Annotated in this window: 17 protein-coding genes and 1 pseudogene; 7 read left to right on the top strand and 11 right to left on the bottom strand. The window is 70.5% G+C overall.

The window, feature by feature from the left end; translation table 11 throughout:
• Positions 1 to 121: 121 nt before the first annotated feature.
• Positions 122 to 433 (bottom strand): putative quinol monooxygenase, encoded by a 312-nt coding sequence (locus DPA01S_RS02900; RefSeq protein ID WP_061229831.1) that lies wholly within the window; start codon positions 431 to 433, stop codon positions 122 to 124.
• Positions 434 to 540: 107 nt separating this feature from the next.
• Between DPA01S_RS02900 and DPA01S_RS02895 the strand changes: the two genes are divergently transcribed.
• Positions 541 to 1,482 (top strand): GlxA family transcriptional regulator, encoded by a 942-nt coding sequence (locus tag DPA01S_RS02895; protein WP_061913898.1) that lies wholly within the window; start codon positions 541 to 543, stop codon positions 1,480 to 1,482.
• A 414-nt stretch (positions 1,483 to 1,896) separates the two neighbouring features.
• Here DPA01S_RS02895 and DPA01S_RS02890 read toward each other — a convergent pair.
• From DPA01S_RS02890 to DPA01S_RS02875, 4 genes and pseudogenes are all read right to left on the bottom strand, one after another.
• Positions 1,897 to 3,759: pseudogene (locus DPA01S_RS02890) on the bottom strand (ABC transporter ATP-binding protein).
• Complete coding sequence (locus DPA01S_RS02885; RefSeq protein ID WP_061913896.1) at positions 3,756 to 5,477, bottom strand: ABC transporter ATP-binding protein; 1,722 nt, start codon at positions 5,475 to 5,477, stop codon at positions 3,756 to 3,758. Before DPA01S_RS02885 ends, DPA01S_RS02890 begins: the two are co-directional and overlap by 4 nt.
• 288 nt (positions 5,478 to 5,765) lie before the next feature.
• Complete coding sequence (locus tag DPA01S_RS02880; protein ID WP_061913894.1) at positions 5,766 to 6,515, bottom strand: lytic transglycosylase domain-containing protein; 750 nt, start codon at positions 6,513 to 6,515, stop codon at positions 5,766 to 5,768.
• Between the two features lie 82 nt (positions 6,516 to 6,597).
• On the bottom strand, positions 6,598 to 7,188 hold the full coding sequence (locus tag DPA01S_RS02875; RefSeq protein WP_232302975.1) for a TetR/AcrR family transcriptional regulator: 591 nt from the start codon (positions 7,186 to 7,188) through the stop codon (positions 6,598 to 6,600).
• A 45-nt stretch (positions 7,189 to 7,233) separates the two neighbouring features.
• On the opposite strand from DPA01S_RS02875, the gene DPA01S_RS02870 reads away from it, so the two are divergent.
• The 6 genes from DPA01S_RS02870 to DPA01S_RS02845 all read left to right on the top strand — a co-directional run bounded on the left by DPA01S_RS02870 (position 7,234) and on the right by DPA01S_RS02845 (position 12,498).
• Positions 7,234 to 8,490 carry an oxygenase MpaB family protein gene (locus tag DPA01S_RS02870; protein ID WP_061913890.1) on the top strand — a complete coding sequence of 419 codons (1,257 nt, stop codon included), beginning with the start codon at positions 7,234 to 7,236 and terminating at the stop codon, positions 8,488 to 8,490.
• Positions 8,491 to 8,571: 81 nt separating this feature from the next.
• Complete coding sequence (locus DPA01S_RS02865; protein ID WP_232302974.1) at positions 8,572 to 9,276, top strand: hypothetical protein; 705 nt, start codon at positions 8,572 to 8,574, stop codon at positions 9,274 to 9,276.
• Positions 9,273 to 9,713, top strand: a complete 441-nt coding sequence (locus tag DPA01S_RS02860; protein WP_061229837.1) for a hypothetical protein — start codon at positions 9,273 to 9,275, stop codon at positions 9,711 to 9,713. The genes DPA01S_RS02865 and DPA01S_RS02860 overlap by 4 nt, the downstream gene beginning before the upstream one ends.
• 131 nt (positions 9,714 to 9,844) lie before the next feature.
• Positions 9,845 to 10,420: a CueP family metal-binding protein gene (locus DPA01S_RS02855; protein ID WP_174705748.1), complete on the top strand. Its 576-nt coding sequence runs from the start codon at positions 9,845 to 9,847 to the stop codon at positions 10,418 to 10,420.
• 68 nt (positions 10,421 to 10,488) lie between these two features.
• Positions 10,489 to 11,076, top strand: a complete 588-nt coding sequence (locus tag DPA01S_RS02850) for a GNAT family N-acetyltransferase (RefSeq protein WP_061913888.1) — start codon at positions 10,489 to 10,491, stop codon at positions 11,074 to 11,076.
• Positions 11,077 to 11,160: 84 nt separating this feature from the next.
• Positions 11,161 to 12,498, top strand: a complete 1,338-nt coding sequence (locus tag DPA01S_RS02845; RefSeq protein ID WP_061913886.1) for an alpha-hydroxy-acid oxidizing protein — start codon at positions 11,161 to 11,163, stop codon at positions 12,496 to 12,498.
• Positions 12,499 to 12,514: 16 nt separating this feature from the next.
• Here the strand turns inward: DPA01S_RS02845 and DPA01S_RS02840 are convergent, their stop codons facing one another.
• The 6 genes from DPA01S_RS02840 to mfd form a co-directional block, all read right to left on the bottom strand.
• Positions 12,515 to 13,714 (bottom strand): PIN domain-containing protein, encoded by a 1,200-nt coding sequence (locus DPA01S_RS02840; protein ID WP_061913884.1) that lies wholly within the window; start codon positions 13,712 to 13,714, stop codon positions 12,515 to 12,517.
• A 12-nt stretch (positions 13,715 to 13,726) separates the two neighbouring features.
• The gene (locus tag DPA01S_RS16220) at positions 13,727 to 14,185 is read right to left on the bottom strand and encodes a helix-turn-helix domain-containing protein (RefSeq protein WP_083961550.1); all 459 of its coding nucleotides are present in this window, start codon (positions 14,183 to 14,185) and stop codon (positions 13,727 to 13,729) included.
• 212 nt (positions 14,186 to 14,397) lie between these two features.
• Positions 14,398 to 14,529 (bottom strand): putative transporter small subunit, encoded by a 132-nt coding sequence (locus tag DPA01S_RS17185; protein ID WP_007631220.1) that lies wholly within the window; start codon positions 14,527 to 14,529, stop codon positions 14,398 to 14,400.
• Between the two features lie 18 nt (positions 14,530 to 14,547).
• Complete coding sequence (locus DPA01S_RS02835) at positions 14,548 to 16,323, bottom strand: sodium:solute symporter family protein (RefSeq protein WP_198150706.1); 1,776 nt, start codon at positions 16,321 to 16,323, stop codon at positions 14,548 to 14,550.
• Positions 16,324 to 16,929: 606 nt separating this feature from the next.
• Positions 16,930 to 17,763, bottom strand: a complete 834-nt coding sequence (locus DPA01S_RS02830; protein ID WP_061913882.1) for a MazG nucleotide pyrophosphohydrolase domain-containing protein — start codon at positions 17,761 to 17,763, stop codon at positions 16,930 to 16,932.
• Positions 17,760 to 21,422 (bottom strand): transcription-repair coupling factor, encoded by a 3,663-nt coding sequence (mfd, locus tag DPA01S_RS02825; RefSeq protein WP_061913880.1) that lies wholly within the window; start codon positions 21,420 to 21,422, stop codon positions 17,760 to 17,762. The genes DPA01S_RS02830 and mfd overlap by 4 nt, the downstream gene beginning before the upstream one ends.
• Positions 21,423 to 21,640: the final 218 nt, after the last annotated feature.

The following is a 21,640-nucleotide window of genomic DNA, read 5'->3' as shown; positions in this document are numbered from 1 at the left end:
GAACGCTCGGACATCCTGTCCGTGTGCCGATAGGCCTCGCACCGCTCGGCAACGCAGCATGGCGTTGCGTCGCGACCTGGCGACGGCTCGGCGGGGCGCGATCGTCTCGTGCGTTGGCGGACTACGGGAGCTTGGACGCGAGGACGTCGGCCGGCAGGATCTCGGGTGCTGCGCCGAGGAGGTGCTGGTTGTCCATCAGGGCTGCGACGATGGCGCCGTTGGCGTGGGCGTCGCGAGCGGCCTCGTCGGGGAATGCATCGAAGATCCAGAAGGTGTCGGCGTGGGTCCTGACCGCGAACCAGACAATCGTTCCTGCTTCTTCGTTGGCGAGTGCGACAGCGCCGGCGAGCAGATCGGCGAGCGCGTCGTGCTGTCCATCGGCCGCGACGATCTTGGCGACGAAGGCATACGGAAGTGATGCGGGTGTGGACATGAGGGACTCTCCTTGAAATCGGGGTTCTTCGTGGGACGAGTTCAGCGTATGACGAGCGAGGGCCGGTGGGAAGTGGCGTATATGGCAGTATTGCTATTGTTTACGTCATGCGTATCGGACTGATCGCGATCGACGGCTGCTTCGGTTCGGCTATCGCGTCGATCATCGACATCGTGCGGGTGGCCGACGGAGCCCGCCGCGATGTCGACCCGCGGATCGACCCGATCGAACTCGCCATCCTCGGACCGAAACGGCGAGTGACCACGACGGCATCGATGACCCTGTCGGTGGACCACCCACTGTCGGAGTCCGCAGAGTTCGACGTGGTCGTCGTCCCTGCGCTTGGAACCCTCACGGCCGCCGCTACCAACGACGCCCTCCAGAGCCGAGATGCTCGTTCGGTCATCGCCTCGCTCGGGCGCCTCGACGAGGCGACCACCCGGATCGCCGCGGCGTGCACCGGCGTGTTCGCTGTCGCCGAGACCGGACGGATGCATCATCGGCGGGCGACGACCAGCTGGTTCCTGGGGCCGGAGTTCCTGAAGCGCTATCCGACCGTCGCCCTCGATCTCGACACCATGGTCGTGGTCGACGGGAACCTCGTCACCGCCGGCGCCGCGTTCGCCCACATCGACCTCGCGCTCTCACTCGTGCGATCGATCAGCCCCGACCTGGCCCAACATGTCGCCAAGCTCCTCATCATCGACGAGCGCCCGTCGCAGGCGGCCTTCGTCGCCTACGAACATCTCCGGCACGAGGACCCGATTGTCGTCGAGTTCGAACGCTTCGTGCGCGCCCGCCTGGACGAACCGTTCAACGTCGCCTTCGTCGCGCAGTCGCTCGGCACCAGCCGGCGCACCCTCGAACGACGAGTCCGTGCGGCGCTCAACCTCACTCCGCTCGGCTTCGTCCAACGGCTTCGCATCGAACGAGCTCGGCACCTCTCAGCAACCACGGACCTCACCTCCGCCGAGATCGCGCTACGGGTCGGCTACGCGAACGCCGAGACTCTGCGCTCCCTCCTGCGCAGGGAGCGACGCCGTTCCTGACCTATCGGCATGCCTGTAGCCAGTGTCCTAGCGCTCGGTTGGAACCACCTCTCAGCACGTCGCGTCGACGCTCCTGCGTCGCCCCTGGACGACCCACTCGACACGCCCGCAGCACAGGCCGTGTGACGTGCCCCAGCTTCCCGGACGGTCGGGGTTGGGTGGCTGTGATGTCGCTGCGTTCTCGTCGAGGGGGTCAGCAGACCCGATCAGGGTCGATTGGGATGAGCCGCGAAGGCGGTGAGGTCAGGGCGGCCGAAGCCGGCCGGCGGGGTTGTGTCGGTCACGTCGAGGTCTTTCGGATGGATGGCGTAGGAATCTCCATCGTCGGGAGACCTCGACGTCTATCTGCGGACCGACGCGCCCGACCGACCTACACCCCCATCTGGGAAGAGCCGTTATCGCCTCGCGGCACCCTCACACCCCGAACCACGCCCGCGCCAGCTCGGCGTAGCGGCCGTCCGCGCGCAGCAGCTCGTCGTGCGTGCCGGACTCCACGACCCGGCCGTGCTCCATCACCAGAATCCGATCGGCGGACACGGCCTGGCTCAGCCGGTGCGCCACCACCAGGCCCGCGCGCTCGCGCAGGACTGCGGCCGCGGCGTCGTCGAGGCGGCGAGCCCCCGCGGATCCGGCCTCGGCGGTTGCCTCGTCGAGGATCACCACATCAGGGTCGGCCAGCTCGACGCGGGCCAGGGCGATCATTTGGGACTGCATGGGATCGAGCGGGTGGCCGCCCTCGCCGATGACGGTGTGGATGCCGTCGGGCAGGTCGTCCACCCAGTCGGCGCCCACCGTCCGCAGGGCGGCGCGGACCTCGGACTCGGGGGCCTCGGGGCGGGGCGCCCGCACGTTCTCGGCGATCGTCGCGGCAAAGGAGTGCACCTCCTGCGAGACCATCGTGATGCGCTGGCGCAGCGCCACGGGATCGACATCGGCCAACGGCACCCCGCCCATGCGGACGCTGCCGCCCGACGGCGTCAGGGTTCCGGCCGCGACCAGGGCCAGGGTGCTCTTGCCGGCGCCGGTCTAGCCGACCACCGCGACGACCTCGCCGGGAGCCAGCGTGAGGTCCACGTCGATCAGCGCCGGGGCGGCCCCGCCGGAGGACGCCCCGCCGGAGGAAGCGTCGCCGGAGGCCTTGCCGTACGAGTGGGAGACGCCGGTCAGCTCGAGCGGGCCGGGCTCGAGAGTGGCGGTGCGCTCGGGCAACGGCATGGTGATGACGCCGACCATCCGCACGAGCGAGGCGCCCGCCGACTGCACCTGGTCGACCATCCCCACGAGCGCGCCGATCGGGTTGAACAGCCGGTGGAACAGCAGCGCGGCGGTCGTGACGGCGCCGGCGGTGATGATGTCGGCGTCCACGAGGACAAAGCCCACGACCAGTAGCAGCCCGAGGACCGTGACCTCGGCCCGGTTGTTACGGGAGAAGGCGCGCGTGACGAAGTAGAACACCCGGATCGACAGGTCCCGCGCCTCCTCCGACGCGGCGGTGATGCGGCGCAGCTCGGCGTCCTGGGCGTCGTACGCGTGCAGAGTCCGTGAGCCGGTGATCCCGCCGAGCAGCCGGCTGGCGCGGGTGCCGAACGCAGCGCGCTCGGCGGCGTAGATCGGGCCCGACCGGGGCAGGTACCAGCGGAGCGTCGTCCAGTACATGGGCAGCGCCACCAGGCCCACGAGGCCGAGCCGCCAGTCGACCGTCGCCAGGCCGACGCCGGAGACGATCACCGTGAACAACGACTGCACCACCAGCGGGATCACCGCGGTGGCGGCCTGGCTGATCTCGCGGGCGTCCTCGGCCACGCGCGAGACCAGGTCCCCGGTCTCGGTGGTCTCCATCTGAGCGGCGCCCAGTCGCAGGGAGCGGTCCATGACCATCTCCCGCAGACGCGCGACGGTCGGCTCGGTGAGACGGGCGAGCCACGCCTGTCCCGCCCACGTGCAGCCCGCGCCCACCACGCCGGCCACGGCGATCGCGCCCGCGGCCGCCCACACGGCGGAGTAGTCCTGGCTGCCGGGCAGGACGTCGACCATTCGGCCGATCACCCACGGCGCCACCAGGCCGGCGACCGCGCCGACCAGGCCGGCCACGGCCACCAGCAGCAGGTAGCCGCGGCGGTCGCGCAGCAGCGGCCACAGCACGGCGAGTGACTCGCGGCCGCTGGCCAGCGGAAGCGCCGCGGTGACGCCGGGCCTATCGGGGTCGCCGGCCTGGGCGGCGTCGGTGGTGTCGGCAGCGTCGGTGGAGGTGACGATGCTGGACTCGGAGCGGCTCATCGGTCGACCGCCGTCCGGTAGGTGGCTGACGCCTCGCGCAGCTCGAGGTGGCTTCCCGTGCGCACGCCGCCGCCGCGGGGCAGGTGGACCACCCGGTCGGCGGTGGCGAGGAACGGCGGCGACGAGGTGACGATGAGCGTGGCCTGGCCCGGCCGACTCGTCCGAAGTCGGCGCACGGCCTGCGCGATCTCCCACTCGGTGACGGCGTCGACGGCACTGGTCGGCTCGTGCAGGACCAGGACGTCGGGATCGGCGTGCAGGGCCCGGGCGAGCGCGATCCGCTGTCGCTGGCCCCCGGACAGGTTCCGGCCGCCTTCCTGGACCGGGTGGTCCAGGCCGTCGGGGAGATTCTCGAGGATCTCCGCGACCGCCGAGGCCTGCAGGACCGCCTCGGAGATGGGCTCCTCGTCGTCGTCGTGACTCATGGTGATGTTCGAGCGGACGGTACCCACGATCAGGTCCACGCGGTGCGGCGCGGCCACCAGGTGCTCGGCGATCGCGGGGGCGAGCTGGCTGCGGCGGCGACCACCGACGCGCACGGCGTCCGCCCCGGCGCCGTGACCGGCGATCGCCAGCGTGACGGCGTCGGCGGCGGCCGGCTGATCGGCGACAAGCGCGACCACCTCGCCCTCGGCCACCTCCAGGTCGAACGCGCGGCCGTCGGGCAGCGCCAGGCCCTGCACGCGCAACTCGGCGCCGGCGGGGACCTCGGAGCCGGAGTCGTCTATCGGCGCGGACTGCAGCAGGTCGACCAGGCGCTGCGCGGCGCCGTGGGAGCGGGCGAAGACGGCGACCATCTGGGTGATCATCCGGACGGGTTCCTCGAAGAACACGGCCACGCCCACCACGGAGACGAGCGTGCCGATCTCCATCTGGCCCTGGATCACGCGATACCCGGCGGCAAGCAGGACCAGCGCCAGGACCACGGCCATGCCGAGCGAGCCGATGCCCTGCACGCGCCCCGAGCGCTCGGCGGTGACGATGCCCGCGGCGGCCGCGTCCTCGGAGGCGGTCCGGTACTGCTCGGCGGCCCAGCGCTCGCCGCCGCCGGCCTTGAGCACGCGCAGGCCGGCCATGATGTCGGTCGCGCGGCTGCTCGCCATGCCGATCGCGGTTTGCTGCGCGGTGCTGTGGCGGGAGATGGCGCGGCTGGGCAGCGCGACCAGCACCAGGCTGAGCGGCACGCCGATGAGCACGATGAGCCCCACCACCCAGTCGGTCCACAGCAGGTAGACGGAGATCCCCACGATCCCGATCACTGCGGACCCGCCCAGGGCGATCTGCCGGAAGACCAACGCGGCCACGTCGGCGTCGGCCGAGCACACCGAGAGCACGTCGCCGGAACTGGCGCCGTCCATCGCGCGGCGGCGGGTCAGCGGCACGCGCGTGGCCTCCACCCGTAGGTCGTGGGCCTCCTCCTGCAGTGCGCGGTTGCTCATGCGGGCGCCGAAGCGGTACCCCAGGCTGAGCACGGTGAACAGTCCGATCAGCCCGATCACCGACCACAGCATGGCCCAGCGGTCGAGCGGGATGATCGCGGCGTCCACGATCACGCCGATCGCGATGGGCACCAGCGCCTCGCACAGCTGCCACAGCGTCATGGGCACCAGCCCGGGCGCCCAGAGGTGCCGGCGGCGGCCGAGCGCGCGGAGCAGCAGTCCGTTGGCGGTGGTGGGGGCCTCGGAGCCCGGGCTGCTCGCGCGCGTCGGTGCTGACATCGGTGTGGGGCTCCCGCGGTTCGTGATCGGAGGTGACTATCGCCGACCCTGAACCCTGGTTCGCCCCGCTCCCGGGGAGGCGTTCACGCTTCCGCGGCGGTGGGCGGCTGGCAGTGGGCGTGCGAGAAACCGGGCCGCGCCTCACGCCACCCATCGGATCACGCGCCACCTATGGGGCCCCGCAGGTGATGCGAATTCCGATGTGCGGCGTGCCGCCGAGTGGCCGGCCACGGCAGAATCCCGGCTCTCCTGCCGAAGCGGCCACCGCAGCCGAACGCCGCCCACCGGTTATGGCGCCGTCGTCCCCACCGAGTACGCGGCCGCGGCGTCGCGCACGTCCATGACGTACTCGCGGGAGGCGTTGTAGGCGAGGACCGCGCGCTGCCAGTTCTCGGCCACCGAGAGGTCTCCCCCGGTCTCGCACAGCAGGCGCGCGGCGGCCACGGCGGCGTCGTCGATCTGGTTGGGGTCGGCCACCCCGTCACCGTTGGCGTCGCGGCCGTACTTGTTCCACGACTCGGGAATGAACTGCATGGGCCCGACCGCCCGGTCGTGTTCGGTGTCGCCGTCCCAGCGCCCGCCGTCGGTGTCGGGGATGTCGGCGAAGCCCGGCGATCCGTCGAGCTTGATCCCGATGATCGGGGGCAGTGCGTAGCCGTCGTCGTTCAACATCGCCCCGCGGTACCGGCCGTGCCGCGTCTCCACGTGCCCGATGCCGGCGAGCGTCGTCCAGGCGAGGTTGCACTCGGGGCGGGTCTGACGCATGGTCTCGGCGGCGTTGCCGTAGGCGGCCAGGGCGGCGACGGGGATGTTCATCGGCTCGTTGAGGCCGGCCGCCCACTCACGCAGCTGATCGGACGTCCGGCCCGGGGCGTTGATGTCGATGGACGGCACCGGGGCGCCGGCGGCCGGCGGGATGCCCGGGGGGATGGGGATGGGCGCCTCGCGGGTGGCCTCGTAGGAGCACGACGACGACAAGACGACGGTCGCGAGCAGGCCCGCGAGGCTCGCGGTGACGCGGGGGGTCAGGGTGGGCATCGCCTACCATACTGCCGGAGCCCGGTTCCGCAGCGCGTCAGGGTATCCCCCGATTCGCGGCGGGCCGGCCTTGACGTTCCCCTCACCCGGACCCGAACCCGCGGGCGAGCGAGGTGAGCTCGTCCAGCAGGGCGTCGCGGCTGATGGCGGGCCGGTCGAGGACCCAGCGGACGGCGATGTTCTCCACGGCCATGACGATCACCCACGCCCGCGCCGCCGGATCCGCCGAGCGCAGTCCGGCCGCCGAGAGGTACACGGCCAGCAGCTCGCGGACGCGCGTTTCCAGCGCGTGCTGCGCGGCCCGGTGGCGCACGGCGGGCAGCTCCTCCCACACGATCCGCAGCAGCCCGGCGTCCGCCTCCAGGGCGGACAGCAGCGCGTCGGCGATCCCGCGGACCGCGGCCGGGTCCTGCACGTCGACCGGGCCGGAGGCCGCGAGCGAGGCGGCCACCCGGTCGGAGATCTCCGCCGACCAGCGGTCCATCACCTCTGTGACCAGCGCCGACTTGTCGGGGAAGTACTGGTACAACGATCCCGGGCTCACCTCGGCCTCGTCGGCGACGCGGTTCGTGGTGAAGGACTCGTAGCCGTCGCGCACGAGCACGACGCGAGCCGCGGCGATGATCCGCTCGACCATCGCGCGGGATCTGGCCTGCTTGGGGACCCTTCTCATGAACGCGAATTGTATGCGAGTAAATACTCGCGTCATAGTCGTGTCATGACCGCAGCGCCTGAACGCCCCACCACCGCCACCGGTTCGCCGGCCGGCGAACCGGCCCCGCCGTACCCCACGCGCTTCCGCGAGGCCGAGGACCGCTCCCGCCGCATCGGCCGCACTCTCAAGGCCGTCGCGCGCGTGGACGAGGTCGACGAGCAACTCATGGACCGCCTCGGCCGCGGCTACCTCGAACGCGACGCGCTCGGCAACAGGCTGGCCTCCGCGATGCGCTTGCGCTCGGGCGAGCCCGGCGCCGTGAGCCGCCGGCAGCTCGACGAGGCCCTGACCACCGGCACGGCCGGCCTGCCCGAGGACGCCGCCCCTGTCCTGCGCGAGTACATCGCGCGGCTCGAGGACACCCCGGACTGGGTCGACTGGGCCAGGATCGAGCGCGGCCAGAAGGTCTACCTGCGAATGGGTCAGAACGCCGCCGACATCCTGTTGCAGCTCTCGCTCATCGGCGGCTACCGCTTCGGCGGCCCCACCGACCTGCTCGTGGCCACCGGTGGGCTGACCGGCAACACGACCCTGCGCCGCCTGGCCGAGACCAGCCACTGGACCATGTCGCTGTCGATCCCCGACGGGCTGCGCCCGGGCGGCGAGGCGTGGCGACTGACCGGCCACGTGCGGGCGATGCACGCGGTGGTCAACCACGCCATGGAGCCCCGCTGGGACACGGGCCGCTGGGGCCTGCCGATCAACCAGAGCGACCTCGCCGCCACCCTGGGCCTGTTCGACGCCGTCGTCCTGCTGGGCGTGCGGACGCTCGGCGTGCCGGTGAGTCGGCAGGACTCGGCCGACGTCATGCACGTGTGGCGCTACGTCGGCTGGCTGCTCGGGGTCGACGACGACTTCCTCGTCGAGCGCGAGAGCGAACGCCACCGCATCAACTACCACATCCTCCTGGCGCAGGCCGGGTTGTCCGAGGCGGGCCCGCAGCTCACGCAGGCGCTGGTGGAGGCGCAGCGCACGCGGCATCGCAGCGGCCCGTTCCCCCGCCTGCGGGCCCGCGTCGGCCACGAGCGACTGCTGAGCATGCTCACCATGCTGCTGGGCCGTGAGTCGATGCGCGAGTTCGGCCTGCCCGTCCGGCCGCCGTGGGCGCACGCCTATCTCGTCGCGCTCAACACGCTGCGCTACCGCACGCCGTTCGGCCGCGCCCGGCTCGACGCGTGGGGCGAGCGGGTGCGCGATCGCGAGCGCAAGGAGACCTTCGGCGACGCCCGCCCGGACATCGGCCGCCCCGCCACCGCCTGACCGCTACACAGAAGACCCCGCTCGATGAGCCGTTTTCGCCTAATCCGTCCTAATTAGGCTGTTCGACCTAATGTCAGTGATATGTGGCACGATCACCTCATGTACGTGGTGACCATCGACCAGCGCCGCAGTCGCACCAGCGCCGACCGGGTGCCCGCGCTCCTCGACGCCCTGAACGAGATTCCGGTGGCGGCCGCGTTCGAGCGCACCGCCGGCGACGAGGTTCAGGGCCTGCTCGACGACCCCGCCGCGGTGCGCTCGGCGCTGCTCATCGCGCTGCGCGCGGGTGACTGGCACTGCGGCGTGGGCGCGGGAGATGTCGACGACGAGTCCTACTCCTCCGGCACCCGGGCCGGTCGCGGGGACGCCTATATCGCCGCCCGCTCCGCCGTCGACGCCGCCAAGGGGCTCCCCGGCTCCGTGGCGATACGTGTCCCCGACAGTCCCGGGGTGCTCGACGGGCCCGCCACCGCCATGGCGTGGGCCGCCGACTGCGAGGCGGTGTGGGCCCTGGTCGCGCCGCTCGTCCTCGGCCGCACGGAGGCGCAGTGGCGGGTCGTCGACGCCGTCGACCGCTCCCCCACGCAGGCCGCGGCCGCCGACGAGCTGGGCATCACGCCCGCCTCCGTCACGGGCGCGCTACGGGCGTCGCGGATCCGTGACGAGCGGGCGGCCTACCCCGCGCTCGACCGACTCCTCGCGGGCGCACACGCGGCAGCCACCGGCGAGAGCCCGACCCGCGGTGACCGCCCGGCCACCGACTCGAGCGCGGAGGACGACCGATGAGCACCTGGCCCGACTGGATCGTCGTCGCGATCGTGGTGGCCGTCAGCCTCCTCGCCTCCGCCGGGCTCGGATCGCCGATCGCGTCTTTCGTCCTGCGCTCCGCGCGGGTGCCCGAACCCCCGACCGTCGAGATCAGCGGCGACGCTCGCCAGCCCGTGATGCGCCGACGCGACGACCCCGCCCCGCAGGTGCGGGAGGTGTTGCGCGGCGGCATGTGGATCGGGATCCTCGAACGCCTCGGCCTGACCGCCGCGATCCTCGCCGGGCGCTTCGAGCTCGCCGCCGTGGTCGTGGCGATCAAGGCCCTCGGCCGCTATCCGGAGATCCGCGAGAACCCGGCGGTGAGCGAGCGGTTCATCATCGGCACCCTCGCCTCCCTGCTCGTCGCGGGCGCGTGCGGCGCCGCCGGCCTCGCGGTTCTGCACGCGCTGGGTTGAATGGCGCGCCTGGCCGGCCCGGACGCGGCGGCCGCGCCCGCACGAGCACCCGACGCCCGAGGGGGTCGTCGGACGTGAGATGCACTCGCGATGTGAGAATTGCTGCGAGTACAAACGAGGAGCCGCCACCGATGACCACCACATTCGCCCCGCGACACCGCGCGCTGGCCGCGGCCCTGACCGCGAGCGCGCTCGCCCTCTCCGCCTGCGGCAGCACGCAGCCCGGATCGACCGTCCTCGAGCAGCACGGGCTGGCCGGCATGGACGCCACCGAGGTCGTCGAGCACCTCGACACGATGGCAGTCTCCGACCGCCCGGACACACTCATCGCGTCGGTCCAACCGACCGAGCTCGTGCTCACCGACACCACCGGGGGCTCCACCGCGACCCTGCCGATGCCGGACGACACGTTCTACCTCTCCGTCGCGCCGTACGAGGCCGAAACCCACGACTGCACCTTCCACAGCCTGACCACCTGCCTGGGCGAGATGCCCGGCGAATCCGTCGACGTCACCGTCACCGACGCCGCGGGCCGGACGATCCTCGACGAGACCCGCACCACCTACGACAACGGCTTCGTCGGCCTCTGGCTCCCCCGCGACATCACCGGAACGATCCACATCGAGCACGACGGCAAAGCCGCGAGCACACCGATCGCCACCGGCGCCGACGATCTCACCTGCCTGACGACCGTGCAGCTCACCTAGAGCGCTGACCGCGCCCACACGTACCGCGCCACGCTCCTCACCCGCCCACCTCGTCAGAAAGCCCGCCCATGGTGACAGTCCGCACAGCCACCCGCGCCGACGCCCCTGCGGTGGCCCGCATCCTCAGCGAGGCGTTCCGCGACGACCCCGCGTGGTCGATCACCCTGCCGGTGGACGAGACCCGGCTGGCGAAGCTCGCCGCGTACTACCGCCGTCGCGTACGGCGGCGCCCCGGATGGGTGGACGTGGCGGTCGACGACGGCGAGGTGGTCGGAGCTCTCCTGTGGGAACCCCCTGCCGACCCGGGCGCGCTGGCCACGGTCCGACGGGCGATCACGGGCGGGACCCGCTGGGTCCTCGGTCGGCTGCCCATCGGCCGGGGCGCCCGCCACACCCTGCAGATCGAGGCCTACCGGCCCACCGCACCGCACTGGTACCTGCGCGACATCGGCGCCGGGCCCGAGGCCCGGGGCAAGGGCGTCGGGACAGCCCTTCTCGAGCACCGACTGGCCATCGTCGACCGCTCCCCGACCCCGCTCGCGTTTCTGGAGGCCACCACCCCTGGCAGCCGACGCCTCTACGAGCGGTTCGGCTTCGAGGCCATCGGCTCGGTGGCCACGCTGGGCGAGGCGTCCTCGACCGCGATGGTGCGCTGATTTTCTTGACGTCGCCGGCCCGGCAGTAGCGAGGGTTAGCTCCTCTCGCTCTGCCGTCGACCCGCCCGCAGTACGCTCACCGCTATGACGGCAGACTCAGTGACCCCCGCCACAGCCAGCCCCGCGCCGGACCCCCTCGGCCGCGCGCGACAGAACGTCATCTACCGCTCCGGCATCTCCGGCATCACGCCCACGGTTCCGACCAGCGCCGAGAAAGTCGAAGCCGCAGCCCGACGCGCGCTCCTGCGTCGGCCCGGCGGCGCCAAGGCGTGGGCCTACATCTACGGCGGCGCCGGCTCCGGGACGACCATGGACGCCAATCGCGAGGCCTTCGACCGTCGCCCACTCGTCCCCCGCATGCTGCGCAACACCTCCCGGCGGGACCTGGCGACCACCGTGCTCGGGCAGAGACTCCCCGCCCCGGTGCTCGTCGCCCCCATCGGCGCGGCCGGACTGGTCCGCCGCGAGGCGGACCTCATGGTCGGGCGGGCCGCCGCACAGCGCGGGATCCCGTACATCCTGTCCTCCCAGGGTTCTTCGCCGATGGAGGAGACCGCCCGCGCGATGGCCGGCGGCCCACGCTGGTACCAGCTGTACTGGAGCAGCGACGAGCAGCTCGTCGACAGCTTCATCGCCCGCGCCGAGGCGATCGACGCCGGTGCCCTGGTCGTCACCCTCGACACCACCACCCTCGGCTGGCGGCCCTGGGACCTCGACCTCGGATCACTGCCGTTCACCCGCGGAGTCGGCATCGCCCAGTACGTCTCCGACCCGCGCTTCACCGAGATGGTGGCCGAACGGGTCGCGCGCGAGGCCGCGGCCGGCCCCGGCGCGGACCCCGACGCCATCAAGGTCACCCCACGGGCCGCGCTGACGCTGCTGGAGATGGCGCGGAACCGCCCCGGCCGACTGCTCGACAACCTGCGCGCGCCCGAGACACGCGCCGCCGTGCAGACCTTCCTCGACACCTTCTCCAACCCGGCGCTGAGCTGGGAGCACCTCGCGGCCCTGCGGGACCGGACCCGGTTGCCGATCGTCCTCAAGGGCGTCCTGCACCCGGACGACGCCCGGCAGGCCTTCGACTCGGGCGTCGACGCGGTGATGGTCTCCAACCACGGCGGCCGCCAAGTCGACGGATCGATCGGCACCCTCGACGCCCTCGTCCGCATCCGCGAGGCCGTCGGACCCGAGCCGACCGTGCTGCTCGACTCCGGCATCCGCAACGGCACCGACGTCGTCAAGGCCATGGCCTGCGGGGCGAACGCGGTGACGATCGGGCGGCCCCACATCTACGGCCTGGCCATCGCGGGCGAACGGGGCGTCGGCGAGGTGCTCGACAACCTCCTCGCCGAGATCGACCTCACCCTCTCCCTGTGTGGCGCCAGCTCGTGGGACGAGGTCGACCGATCACTCCTGGCTTAACCCCGCTTCGGATCGATCAAATCGCACCGGTGGGATCGGCTTCGGGTCCGAGATTGCGCACAAGCCATCGCCCCTCGACTAGATTCATGAGGATCGGGAAGACGTGCCGAGGCGTGTTGGGCTCCCAGACGCCGTCCTCCAGCGTTGAGGTGTCATGGACATAGAGAACTTCCAAGTCGGGGCCGACCAACCGTGTTGACGCTCCAATTCCCCACGTCGCGGGAGGCGGAACGAGTTCTCGAAGAGAGCGCACGTGAACGCGTTCGAAGTGCACCCACAGGGGGTGTTCCGACGTCGCGTTGGATAGTGCTTCCGCGACAGCCTGTTCGTCGAAACCGTCGGCCTCGATGGAGCGCTGGTTGTCGCGAACCCACTGTTGAGTGAGTGCCAGCCTCAGGTCGGGATGCACATTCGGCCATACCGAACGGAGGTCACCATCTACACAAACCGGGCTCAGGAACGCCCACGCGGCTTCGACCAACTTGACGTGCCCGAGAAACCGCACCCGCTCCGCATGGTCCATTGTCCGTAGACGTTCGTAGGCTTCTCTCGCGTCAGGCGAGAGGGTCTTTAGTTGCTCGTCGTCCAACTCGACGAACTCGTGCGGCGCGAGGTCAGCGGCACCCATCGACTCCCCTGACGGTTCGTCCGGAGCGATGAGATGCCTCCGGACGGCGTCGACGAATCGTGGCACCTGCCGCTCGAGGGATACGAGGAGCTCTCCGACCGTGCGAGGAGGGTGCGCATTCCTCGTCACTACCACCTCCATGCACTCGAACACAATGCCGGTATGGAGATCGAGAAGGTCGCAGAGAAACTCGTCGGGGTGGATCGCTTCCACATCGAACTTCTCGAGCGCGCTTCTCGGGAAGTCCTTGAGGTTCGCCGTGACTATCAGGCCCGCTCCGGACCGAACGGCTGCCGCTAAGACGTGGCGATCCTTGGGATCGTTAACCATCGACGAAATCAGTTCGCGGTACCCGCTGGAAAACTCCTCGGCGAATGGGAATGCAGTTCGCATGCGCAGAACACGCCGCTTCGCCTGCTCTGGTGTCTTCCCAAACCTGGAGCCGGTGAGATTCCGCTCCACTTCCTCGAGCAGATCCGGAGTCCATACCGGAACGAAAAGTTCGGCATCCGCAAGCGTGAGCAAAAGGTTGTTGAGCGTCTGCGGCAGCATCACGCAGGCGTCGAGAACTACTCGGAATCCAACCATTTCCGACGCCGGTCAGCGGGTTCTGGTGAAGCCGTCTCCAGCCTCTTCCGGGTCTGGTTCTTCCTCGCGGGCCATCTCGCGGAGCACCCGGCCCCGACGTTCACGCTCACGCTCTTGAAACGCGAGCACATCCGCCAGCTTTACTCGCCGGTGCCGCCCCGGAGTCGTGTACGGAATTCTTCCCTGCTCCAATAATCTGACCAGTGTCGGTCTGGAGATTCCCAGGCGCTCAGCTGCTTCCTGAGTCGTCAGGGTTGTCCGCTGTGGCTCTACGGTCACGGCCTGCCCGTGAGCCAACGCCGTCACGGCATCGACGAGTACCGACCGCACACTTTCGGTGAGCCCGAACGTGCCATCCTCTGTCGATATTGACACCGCTCGCCCACCAGCCAATGCCTCTTGCAAGCCAAGAAGCGTCTCTTGCTCGTCAGCATCCGACGGAAGCACGGTGTGATTTTTCATGGCAGCCATAGACAAGGGTAAAACGAAAAATTCGAACACGCAATACGAAGGGCCCCTGCTTGGAAGGCAGGATACGAAGCTGTCCTCGATGTGTGTGCACCGGCTCGACCCCTGGCCCGACTCGACGGCGGCCGGTCAGCCCCGACACGACACGGCCCCCGATCTGCGACTGCCGACCGGGGGCCGTGGACTCGCGGGCGCTCGCCTCGCGTGCGCGGGCGTTAAATGATCGGGGCGCCTTCCCTCTTGGCCTCCGCGGCCTCCTTGACGAAGCCCCGCACGATCACCGCCAGGGTGCCCGCCACCAAGACAGGCCAGATGAGCACATAGATCGTCAGCAAGATCGGTGACATGAGTAGTCGTCCTCCTTCTCAGACGCGAACGAGGTCGTCGTCGTCGTTGTCGTCGTCATCGCGCCGGCGACGGTCCCTACCGGCGGTGACCACCTCGGACTCGTCACCGACGTCGGCGGTCTCCGCCGCGTCGGACTCCGCCTCGAGAATCTCTGCGACCTCCTCGGTGTCGTAATCGGCGGTGTCCCGCGCGATCGTGGCGAAGTCGAAATTCGTCGAGCTACGGAACGACATGCCAGCACACACCAGCGTGCTCACCGCGTACGCCACCAGCGAGGCGGTCAGCGTGTCGTAGTCACGCAGGAAGCCGAAGATGAACGGCGCACTGGCCAGCCCACCGACCGCGCCGACGATCAACGCCACCCGCAACCCGAGGAAGCCGAAGACCATCAGGCCCAGCACCACCGCCACGCCGACCACGGCCAGCGCCTCCGTCACGACAGGCAGCACGCCCGTGTCCGGGACGAGCCCGAAGCGCGTCGGCAGGAACGCCGCCAGCGCCACGATCACCGACACCGTGAACGCCGAGTTGGTGACCTTCTTCCAGTAGAAGCTCGCGATCACCGGGAAGACCAGCGCGCCCCACAGCGCACCCACGAACACCAGCAGGTCGAGGATGTTGAACCGCATGTTGGCGAAGAACAGAGCCGCGACCGTCGCCAGGATCATCGTCACCCGGCCGATCGTCAGCATCATCCGCGGATTGGGGATCTGGCCCCGACTGCGCATGCTCTGCCCGTACATATCCGTCATCGCGATCGAGGACATGGCCGCCAGATCCGAGTCCGCAGTCGACGACAGCGACCCGATGATCATGATGAAGAACACCGCGACCAGCACGCCCGGCAGGTACTCCGCCGCGACCTGCGGGAGCAGGTTGTTGGGATCGCCCTCCACCGGCTGGATGCCCGCGTAGAGCCCGAGCACACCGATCATGCCGATGCCGATGATCGTGGCGCCGTAGCCGACCGTCGCCGTGATGAACGTCGGCTTGATGAGGTCCTCCCGCACCGCGAACAGCCGCTGCGCGATGGTCTGGTTACCGATCGCGTACGCCAACACCGCCGCGATGTACGGCGCGCCCTGGTTGAGGAACGCCTCCGACGAGAAGAACGACTGCTGCTGCTGGGTGAGGTTCTGGGCGCCGGTCTCGAAGAGTTCAGTGCCGCCGAGGAAGAAGAACATGGCCGGCACGATGATGACCACCGCGCCGAGCATCGCCAGCACCTGCGCGAAGTCCGTGAGCACCGAGGCGCGGAAGCCCGACCACAGCGTGTACAGCAGCACGCCGGCGGCGATCACGATCACGCCCTGGATGAAGCTGAACGGGCTCAGCATGGAGATCAGTGCGCCACCAGCGATGAAGTTCGACGTCAACGAGATGACGGAACCGAGGATGTTGGATCCCGCCAGCATGAGCTGGGAGGACCGGCCGTGGCGAGCGAACATGACCTCCGCGAGCGTGTGAGCCTGCGGGGCGACCTTCCGGATCCGGCGGCCGAAGGGGTAGATGAACAGGATCATCAGGGCACCCCAGAGCCCGTAGTGGATCGGGCCCGACACGCCGTAGAGGTAGCCCGAGTTCACCGAGGCGTACATCGACGACGCCCAGATCCAGGTCGCGGTCATCGACGCCGCCGAGATCCCGAAGCCGATCTTGTGACCAGCAGTCATGTAGTTATCCGCGTTCTCGTCCTTGCGCGCGATCCGCATGGACATGACCATCGTCCCGCCGTAGAACAGCAGCAGAAGGAGAACGACAGCAGTAGCGCTCAGCGCAGTGTATTCCAGCAAATTTCTCTGCCCTTTCGCTCTTCACTTATCTGACCAACGTGTCGAGCATAGTGAAGTTGGGAGGAAACTGAGAATCTCCGGTTGTCGGAGCGTCCAACGAGCGGCCGGTTCGACCCACGAACCGGGCCGGATAATCGGCCCGCCGATGGAGGAAAAGACCAAACGAGTCGCAGTGCTCAGGTTGCGTTATGGATGACCATCCATCGAGCGCACAGCGCCACACTCTTGCACCAGCGCGCAAAAAACACCGCCGCCAGGCTGGGGGCATAGCGCACATGTGACCTGCGCCATCGAACAGCAGACCGCCCCGTCGGGCCGAGGCGAGCACGCACGGGGACGTTGGTATAAGGAAGCGGTTAGGCAGCGCCGCTGCGGCTCAGCGACTGGTCACACCTGCAGGGATCCTCAGACCCCGTCCAGGGGCGATGTGATCGGCTTCGACCACTCGGCGCACGCCGGTCGGGCAAGCGGCGCGCCAGGCGGGGGTCGGGAGAGCGGCGCGCCAGGCGGGGGTCGGGAGAGCGGCGAGCGGTGAGCGCGCGGGGCGTCGGCGGTCGGCGGTAGCGGCTGCGGCTGCGGCTGCGGCTGCGGCTGCGGAGGAGTGCCTCAGACGGGCCAGGCCGCGCGCCAGTCGGCGTCCGTGGCGTCGGCGACGGGTACCGGGAGCCGCGACTCGGCGACACGAACGGTGCCCGCGAAGCGACGGATCACCTGCCGGTACTCGACCTCCGCAGAGCCCGAGGCCCCGGCGGTGGAATCGATGTACACGACCGTCATCTCGGCGGGCACCAGATCGTCGGGGATGCCGGCGGAGCGGACGCGCGACAGCACCTTCTGCCCCAGCGCCAACGCCGGCATATCCCACGAGATGCCCTCGACCACGCCGCGGGGCGGACGGCCCACCCGTTCGGCGGCCTTGGCCTTCTGCCACAGCCGATCCTGCTCGTCCGCGTCCACGGCCGCTGCCGACGGGACGCGGGCGGCGTCGTTGTCGTCGTCGTCAAACCAGTACGGCGCGCGGCGGCGGAGCTTGTCCAGGAGCGCGCCCGCGACGTCCTGGATATCGAAGGGCGCGTCGCCGCGCTCAGCACCGATCGCGGCGTGGAACAGCACCTGGAGCAGCAGGTCACCGAGCTCGGAGACCAGTTCATCGCGGTCGTCGTCGGCCACCGCGTCGACCAGCTCCCACGACTCCTCGATCAGGTATGGCAGCAGCGAGGCGTGGGTCTGAGCGGACTCCCACCGGCCGTCGCGGCGGATGCGGGCCATCACCGCGACGGCCTCCGCCAGCCGGTCGCCGGAGGAGTCCGCGCAGCGGCCCGCTCCGTCGCCGACCGCCGTCGAGAAGACAGTCTCGCCCGCATCGGCCGAGTGGTCTCGTGCGGAACTGTCTTCTCGATGGGGACGGGGGGCGTCGGCGGCCGGACCGCGCGAGCTCATCGGGCCGGCGCGGTCTCGGGCTGGATCACCGGGTTCGAACCCTCCGGGTCTCCGGCCATCGCGGTGAGGAAATCGGCGGCGTACTGCAGCATCTCGTCGTCGCGCGCCTTCTCCCCGCCCGCACCCGCGCGGGCGCCGGCCGCCTTGGGCAGCGGCAGCAGCACGGTCTTCTGCGTGGCCCGGTACTGCGCGGCCGGGTACATGCGCTTGAGCCGCATCTGCTGCGAATCCAGCAGGTCGAGCGGGCCCACGCGCAGCCGCGAGCCGGCCAGGACGATCTCCCGCACCCGGTACTTCTGCGCGACGAGCCGCAGCCGCGCCACGGACACCACGCGGCGGGCCTCCACCGGCAGGGGCCCGTAGCGGTCGAGCAGTTCCTCCACGACGGCGTCGATGTCGCCGGGCTCGCGCGCCTGCGAGAGCTTGCGGTAGGCCTCGAGCCGCAGCCGGTCGCCGTCCACATAGTCGGGCGGGATGAACGCGTCGACGGGCAGCTCGATGCGGATCTCACCGAGCTCCTCCTGGGTCTCGACCTTCTCGCCGTCGGCGATCGCACGGTACGCCTCCACCGCCTCGCCGACCAGACGGATGTAGAGGTCGAAGCCCACGCCCGCGATGTGGCCGGACTGCTCGGCACCCAGGACGTTGCCGGCGCCGCGGAGCTCGAGGTCCTTCATGGCCACGGCCATGCCGGCGCCGAGGTCGTTGTTCTGAGCGATGGTCGCGAGCCGGTCGTACGCGGTCTCGGTGAGCGGCTTCTCCGGGTCGTAGAGGAAGTAGGCGTACCCGCGCTCGCGCGACCGGCCCACGCGGCCGCGCAGCTGGTGCATCTGCGACAGTCCCAGCTGGTCGGAGCGGTCCACGATGAGCGTGTTGGCGTTGGAGATGTCCAGGCCGGTCTCGACGATGGTCGTACACACCAGCACGTCGTACTCGCGGTTCCAGAACCCGCCCACGGTCTGTTCGAGCTGCTCCTCCCCCATCTGCCCGTGCGCCACCACCACGCGCGCCTCGGGCACGAGGTCCCGGATCCTCGCGGCGGTCGAGTCGATGGTCCGCACCCGGTTGTGGACGTAGAAGATCTGCCCCTCGCGCAGCAGCTCGCGCCGGATGGCGGCGGCGACGTGCTTGTCCGAGTACGCGCCCACGTACGTGAGCACGGGCAGCCGCTCCTCGGGCGGGGTGAGGATCTGGCTCATCTCGCGGATGCCCGCCAGCGACATCTCGAGCGTGCGCGGAATCGGCGTCGCGGACATGGTGAGCACGTCGACGTGGGTGCGCAGGGAGGTGATGTGCTCCTTGTGCTCCACGCCGAAACGCTGCTCCTCGTCCACGATCACCAGGCCGAGGTTCTTCCACCGCACGCCGGTCGCGAGCAGCCTGTGTGTACCGATCACCACGTCGACCGTCCCGTCGGCCAGGCCCTTGAGGACCTCCTTCGCCTCGGCGTCCGAGGTGAACCGGCTGAGCCCCTTGATGGTCACGGGGAACCCGGTCATGCGCTCGGTGAACGTCGCGAGGTGCTGCTGCGCGAGCAGCGTGGTGGGCACGAGCACGGCGACCTGCGTGCCGTCCTGGACGGCCTTGAACGCGGCGCGCACGGCGACCTCGGTCTTGCCGTAGCCCACGTCGCCCACCACGACGCGGTCCATGGGGGCGGACTTCTCCATGTCCCCCTTGACCTCCTCGATCGCGCTGAGCTGGTCGACGGTCTCGGTGAACGGGAACGCGTCCTCCATCTCCCGCTGCCAGGGCGTGTCCGGCCCGAAGGCGCGCCCCGGCGCGGACTGCCGCTTGGCGTAGAGCTGGACGAGCTCGGTGGCGATCTCGCGGACGGCCTTACGGGCCTTGCGTTTGGTGTTCTGCCAGTCGGCGCCGCCCATCTTGGACAGCGTCGGTGCCTCGCCGCCGACGTAGCGGCTGAGCTGGCCGAGCGACTCCATCGGCACGTACAGCCGGTCGCCGGCCGCGCCGCGCTTACCGGGCGCGTACTCGATCACCAGGTACTCGCGCCGCGACGAGCTGTCGCCGCCGCGCACCTGCCGCTCGACCATCTCCACGAACCGGCCGATGCCGTGCTGGTCGTGGACGACGAGGTCGCCGGCCTTGAGGGCGAGCGGGTCGACCTGGTTGCGGCGCTTGGAGTGGCGGGCCTTGGGGCGCGCCGTGGAACCGAGTCGGTTGCCGGTGAGGTCTGTTTCGGAGACGACGACGAGGTCGCCGGACGCCCCGTCGGCGCCGCCGGTGAGCGCGAACCCGGCGTGCAGGACCGCCTCGTAGACCGTCACGAACCCGTCGGCGGGCTCGGATCCCGCCTGCGCGGCGGTGGCGGGGACCTCGGCTTCGGACAGGCGGTCCAGGATGCGGGTGACGGTGCCGTGACCGGGGACCACCATCGCGGCCCGGCCGCCGGCGCCGACGAGCGCGCGCAGCCGCACGAACATGGCCTCCATCTCGGAGTCCTTGCCGCGCGGGGCGGGCGGGTCGCCGGACTCGACTGTCACCACGAGGCCGTCCTCGGGGTCGGTGAGGAATCCGGGCGGGACGAGCTGCCACCAGGCGCGGCCCGCCTCGGTGGCCTCCTCGCGCACGGAGGAGAAGGTACGGTAGCCCGAGCCGGACAGGTCGAGGGTCTCACTGTCGACGGGGGCGTCGCCGCCCATGGTCGCGGCGGTCCACGAGGCCTCGAGGAACTCACGGCCCGCCGAGGCGAGGTCGGCGGCGCGGCGGCGCACCTTGTCCGGGTCGCACACCACGACGCGGGTGTCGGCGGGCATGAGCATCGGCAGGGTGGCCATCTCACCCGGCACGAGCACGGAGGTCAGGGCCTCCATGCCGTCGCGCGGGATGCCCTCGGTCAGCGAGTCCAGCAGCTCGGCCAGCGTCGGGTTGGCGCGATGCTCGGCGGCCAGCTGACCGGCCCGGGTGCGGACGTCGTCGTCGAGCAGCAGCTCGCGGCACGGGTACAGCACGACCTGCTCGACCTCGCCGTCGGGCAGCGAACGCTGGTCGGCGACGGAGAACTCGCGGATCTCGGCGATCTCGTCGCCGTCGAACTCGATGCGCAGGGGGTGGTCGGCCGTGGTCGGGAAGACGTCCACGATGCCGCCGCGCACGGCGATGTCACCGCGGCGGGCGACCATGTCCTCGCGGGTGTAGGCGAACTCGGCCAGGTGGGCCATGAGGTCGGTCGGGTCGACCTCGGCGCCCCGGGTCAGGCGCACGGGCTCGCGGCGGGCGGCCGCCGGGGAGATGGGCTGCACCACCGATCGCGCCGCCGCGACGATGATCCTCGGCGCCCGTCCGGCCATCACAGCGGACAGCACCTCGAGGCGGCGACCGATCGTGTCGGCCGCCGGCGACAGACGCTCGTGCGGCAACGTCTCCCAGCTCGGGAACTGCGCCACCTCGCCGTCGTACATCCCCGACAGCTCGTCGACGAGCTCCTCACACTCGCGCTCGGTGGCGGTGACCACCAGCAGCGGCGCGCGCTCGGCCAGCGCGCCCACCAGGAACGGGCGCAGCGACTCCGGCGCGCGCACCACCGCGGTGTCGCGGTCCAGGCCCGCGCGCAGGTCGGCCAGCGCCGGGTTGGAGATGACCGCACCGGCCAGACCGGACAGCGCGGCGGTGGTGGGGCTGCTGACAGTGGTGGTCACGCGTGTGAGTCCTCCAGGTGGGGTGGGCGCGGCGGACGTGGCCGCACGGAAAGCACCAGTGTAATCGGCATCCGGCGCCGGAGCGCGGGGGCGACTCCACGGGCTGCGCGGAGCAGCCTCAGGACCCCCGTGGTGCCGCCACGGTGCCGCACCCGGTCGTGGCGCAGAGCCGCCTCAGTGCCACCCCCGGGTGGCGGCGTCGGTCGCAATGTTTCGTC

It is taken from the genome of Dietzia papillomatosis NBRC 105045 (assembly GCF_001570845.1).
GTDB lineage: Bacteria > Actinomycetota > Actinomycetes > Mycobacteriales > Mycobacteriaceae > Dietzia > Dietzia cinnamea.
This window is presented reverse-complemented; position numbering and strand designations above follow the sequence as displayed.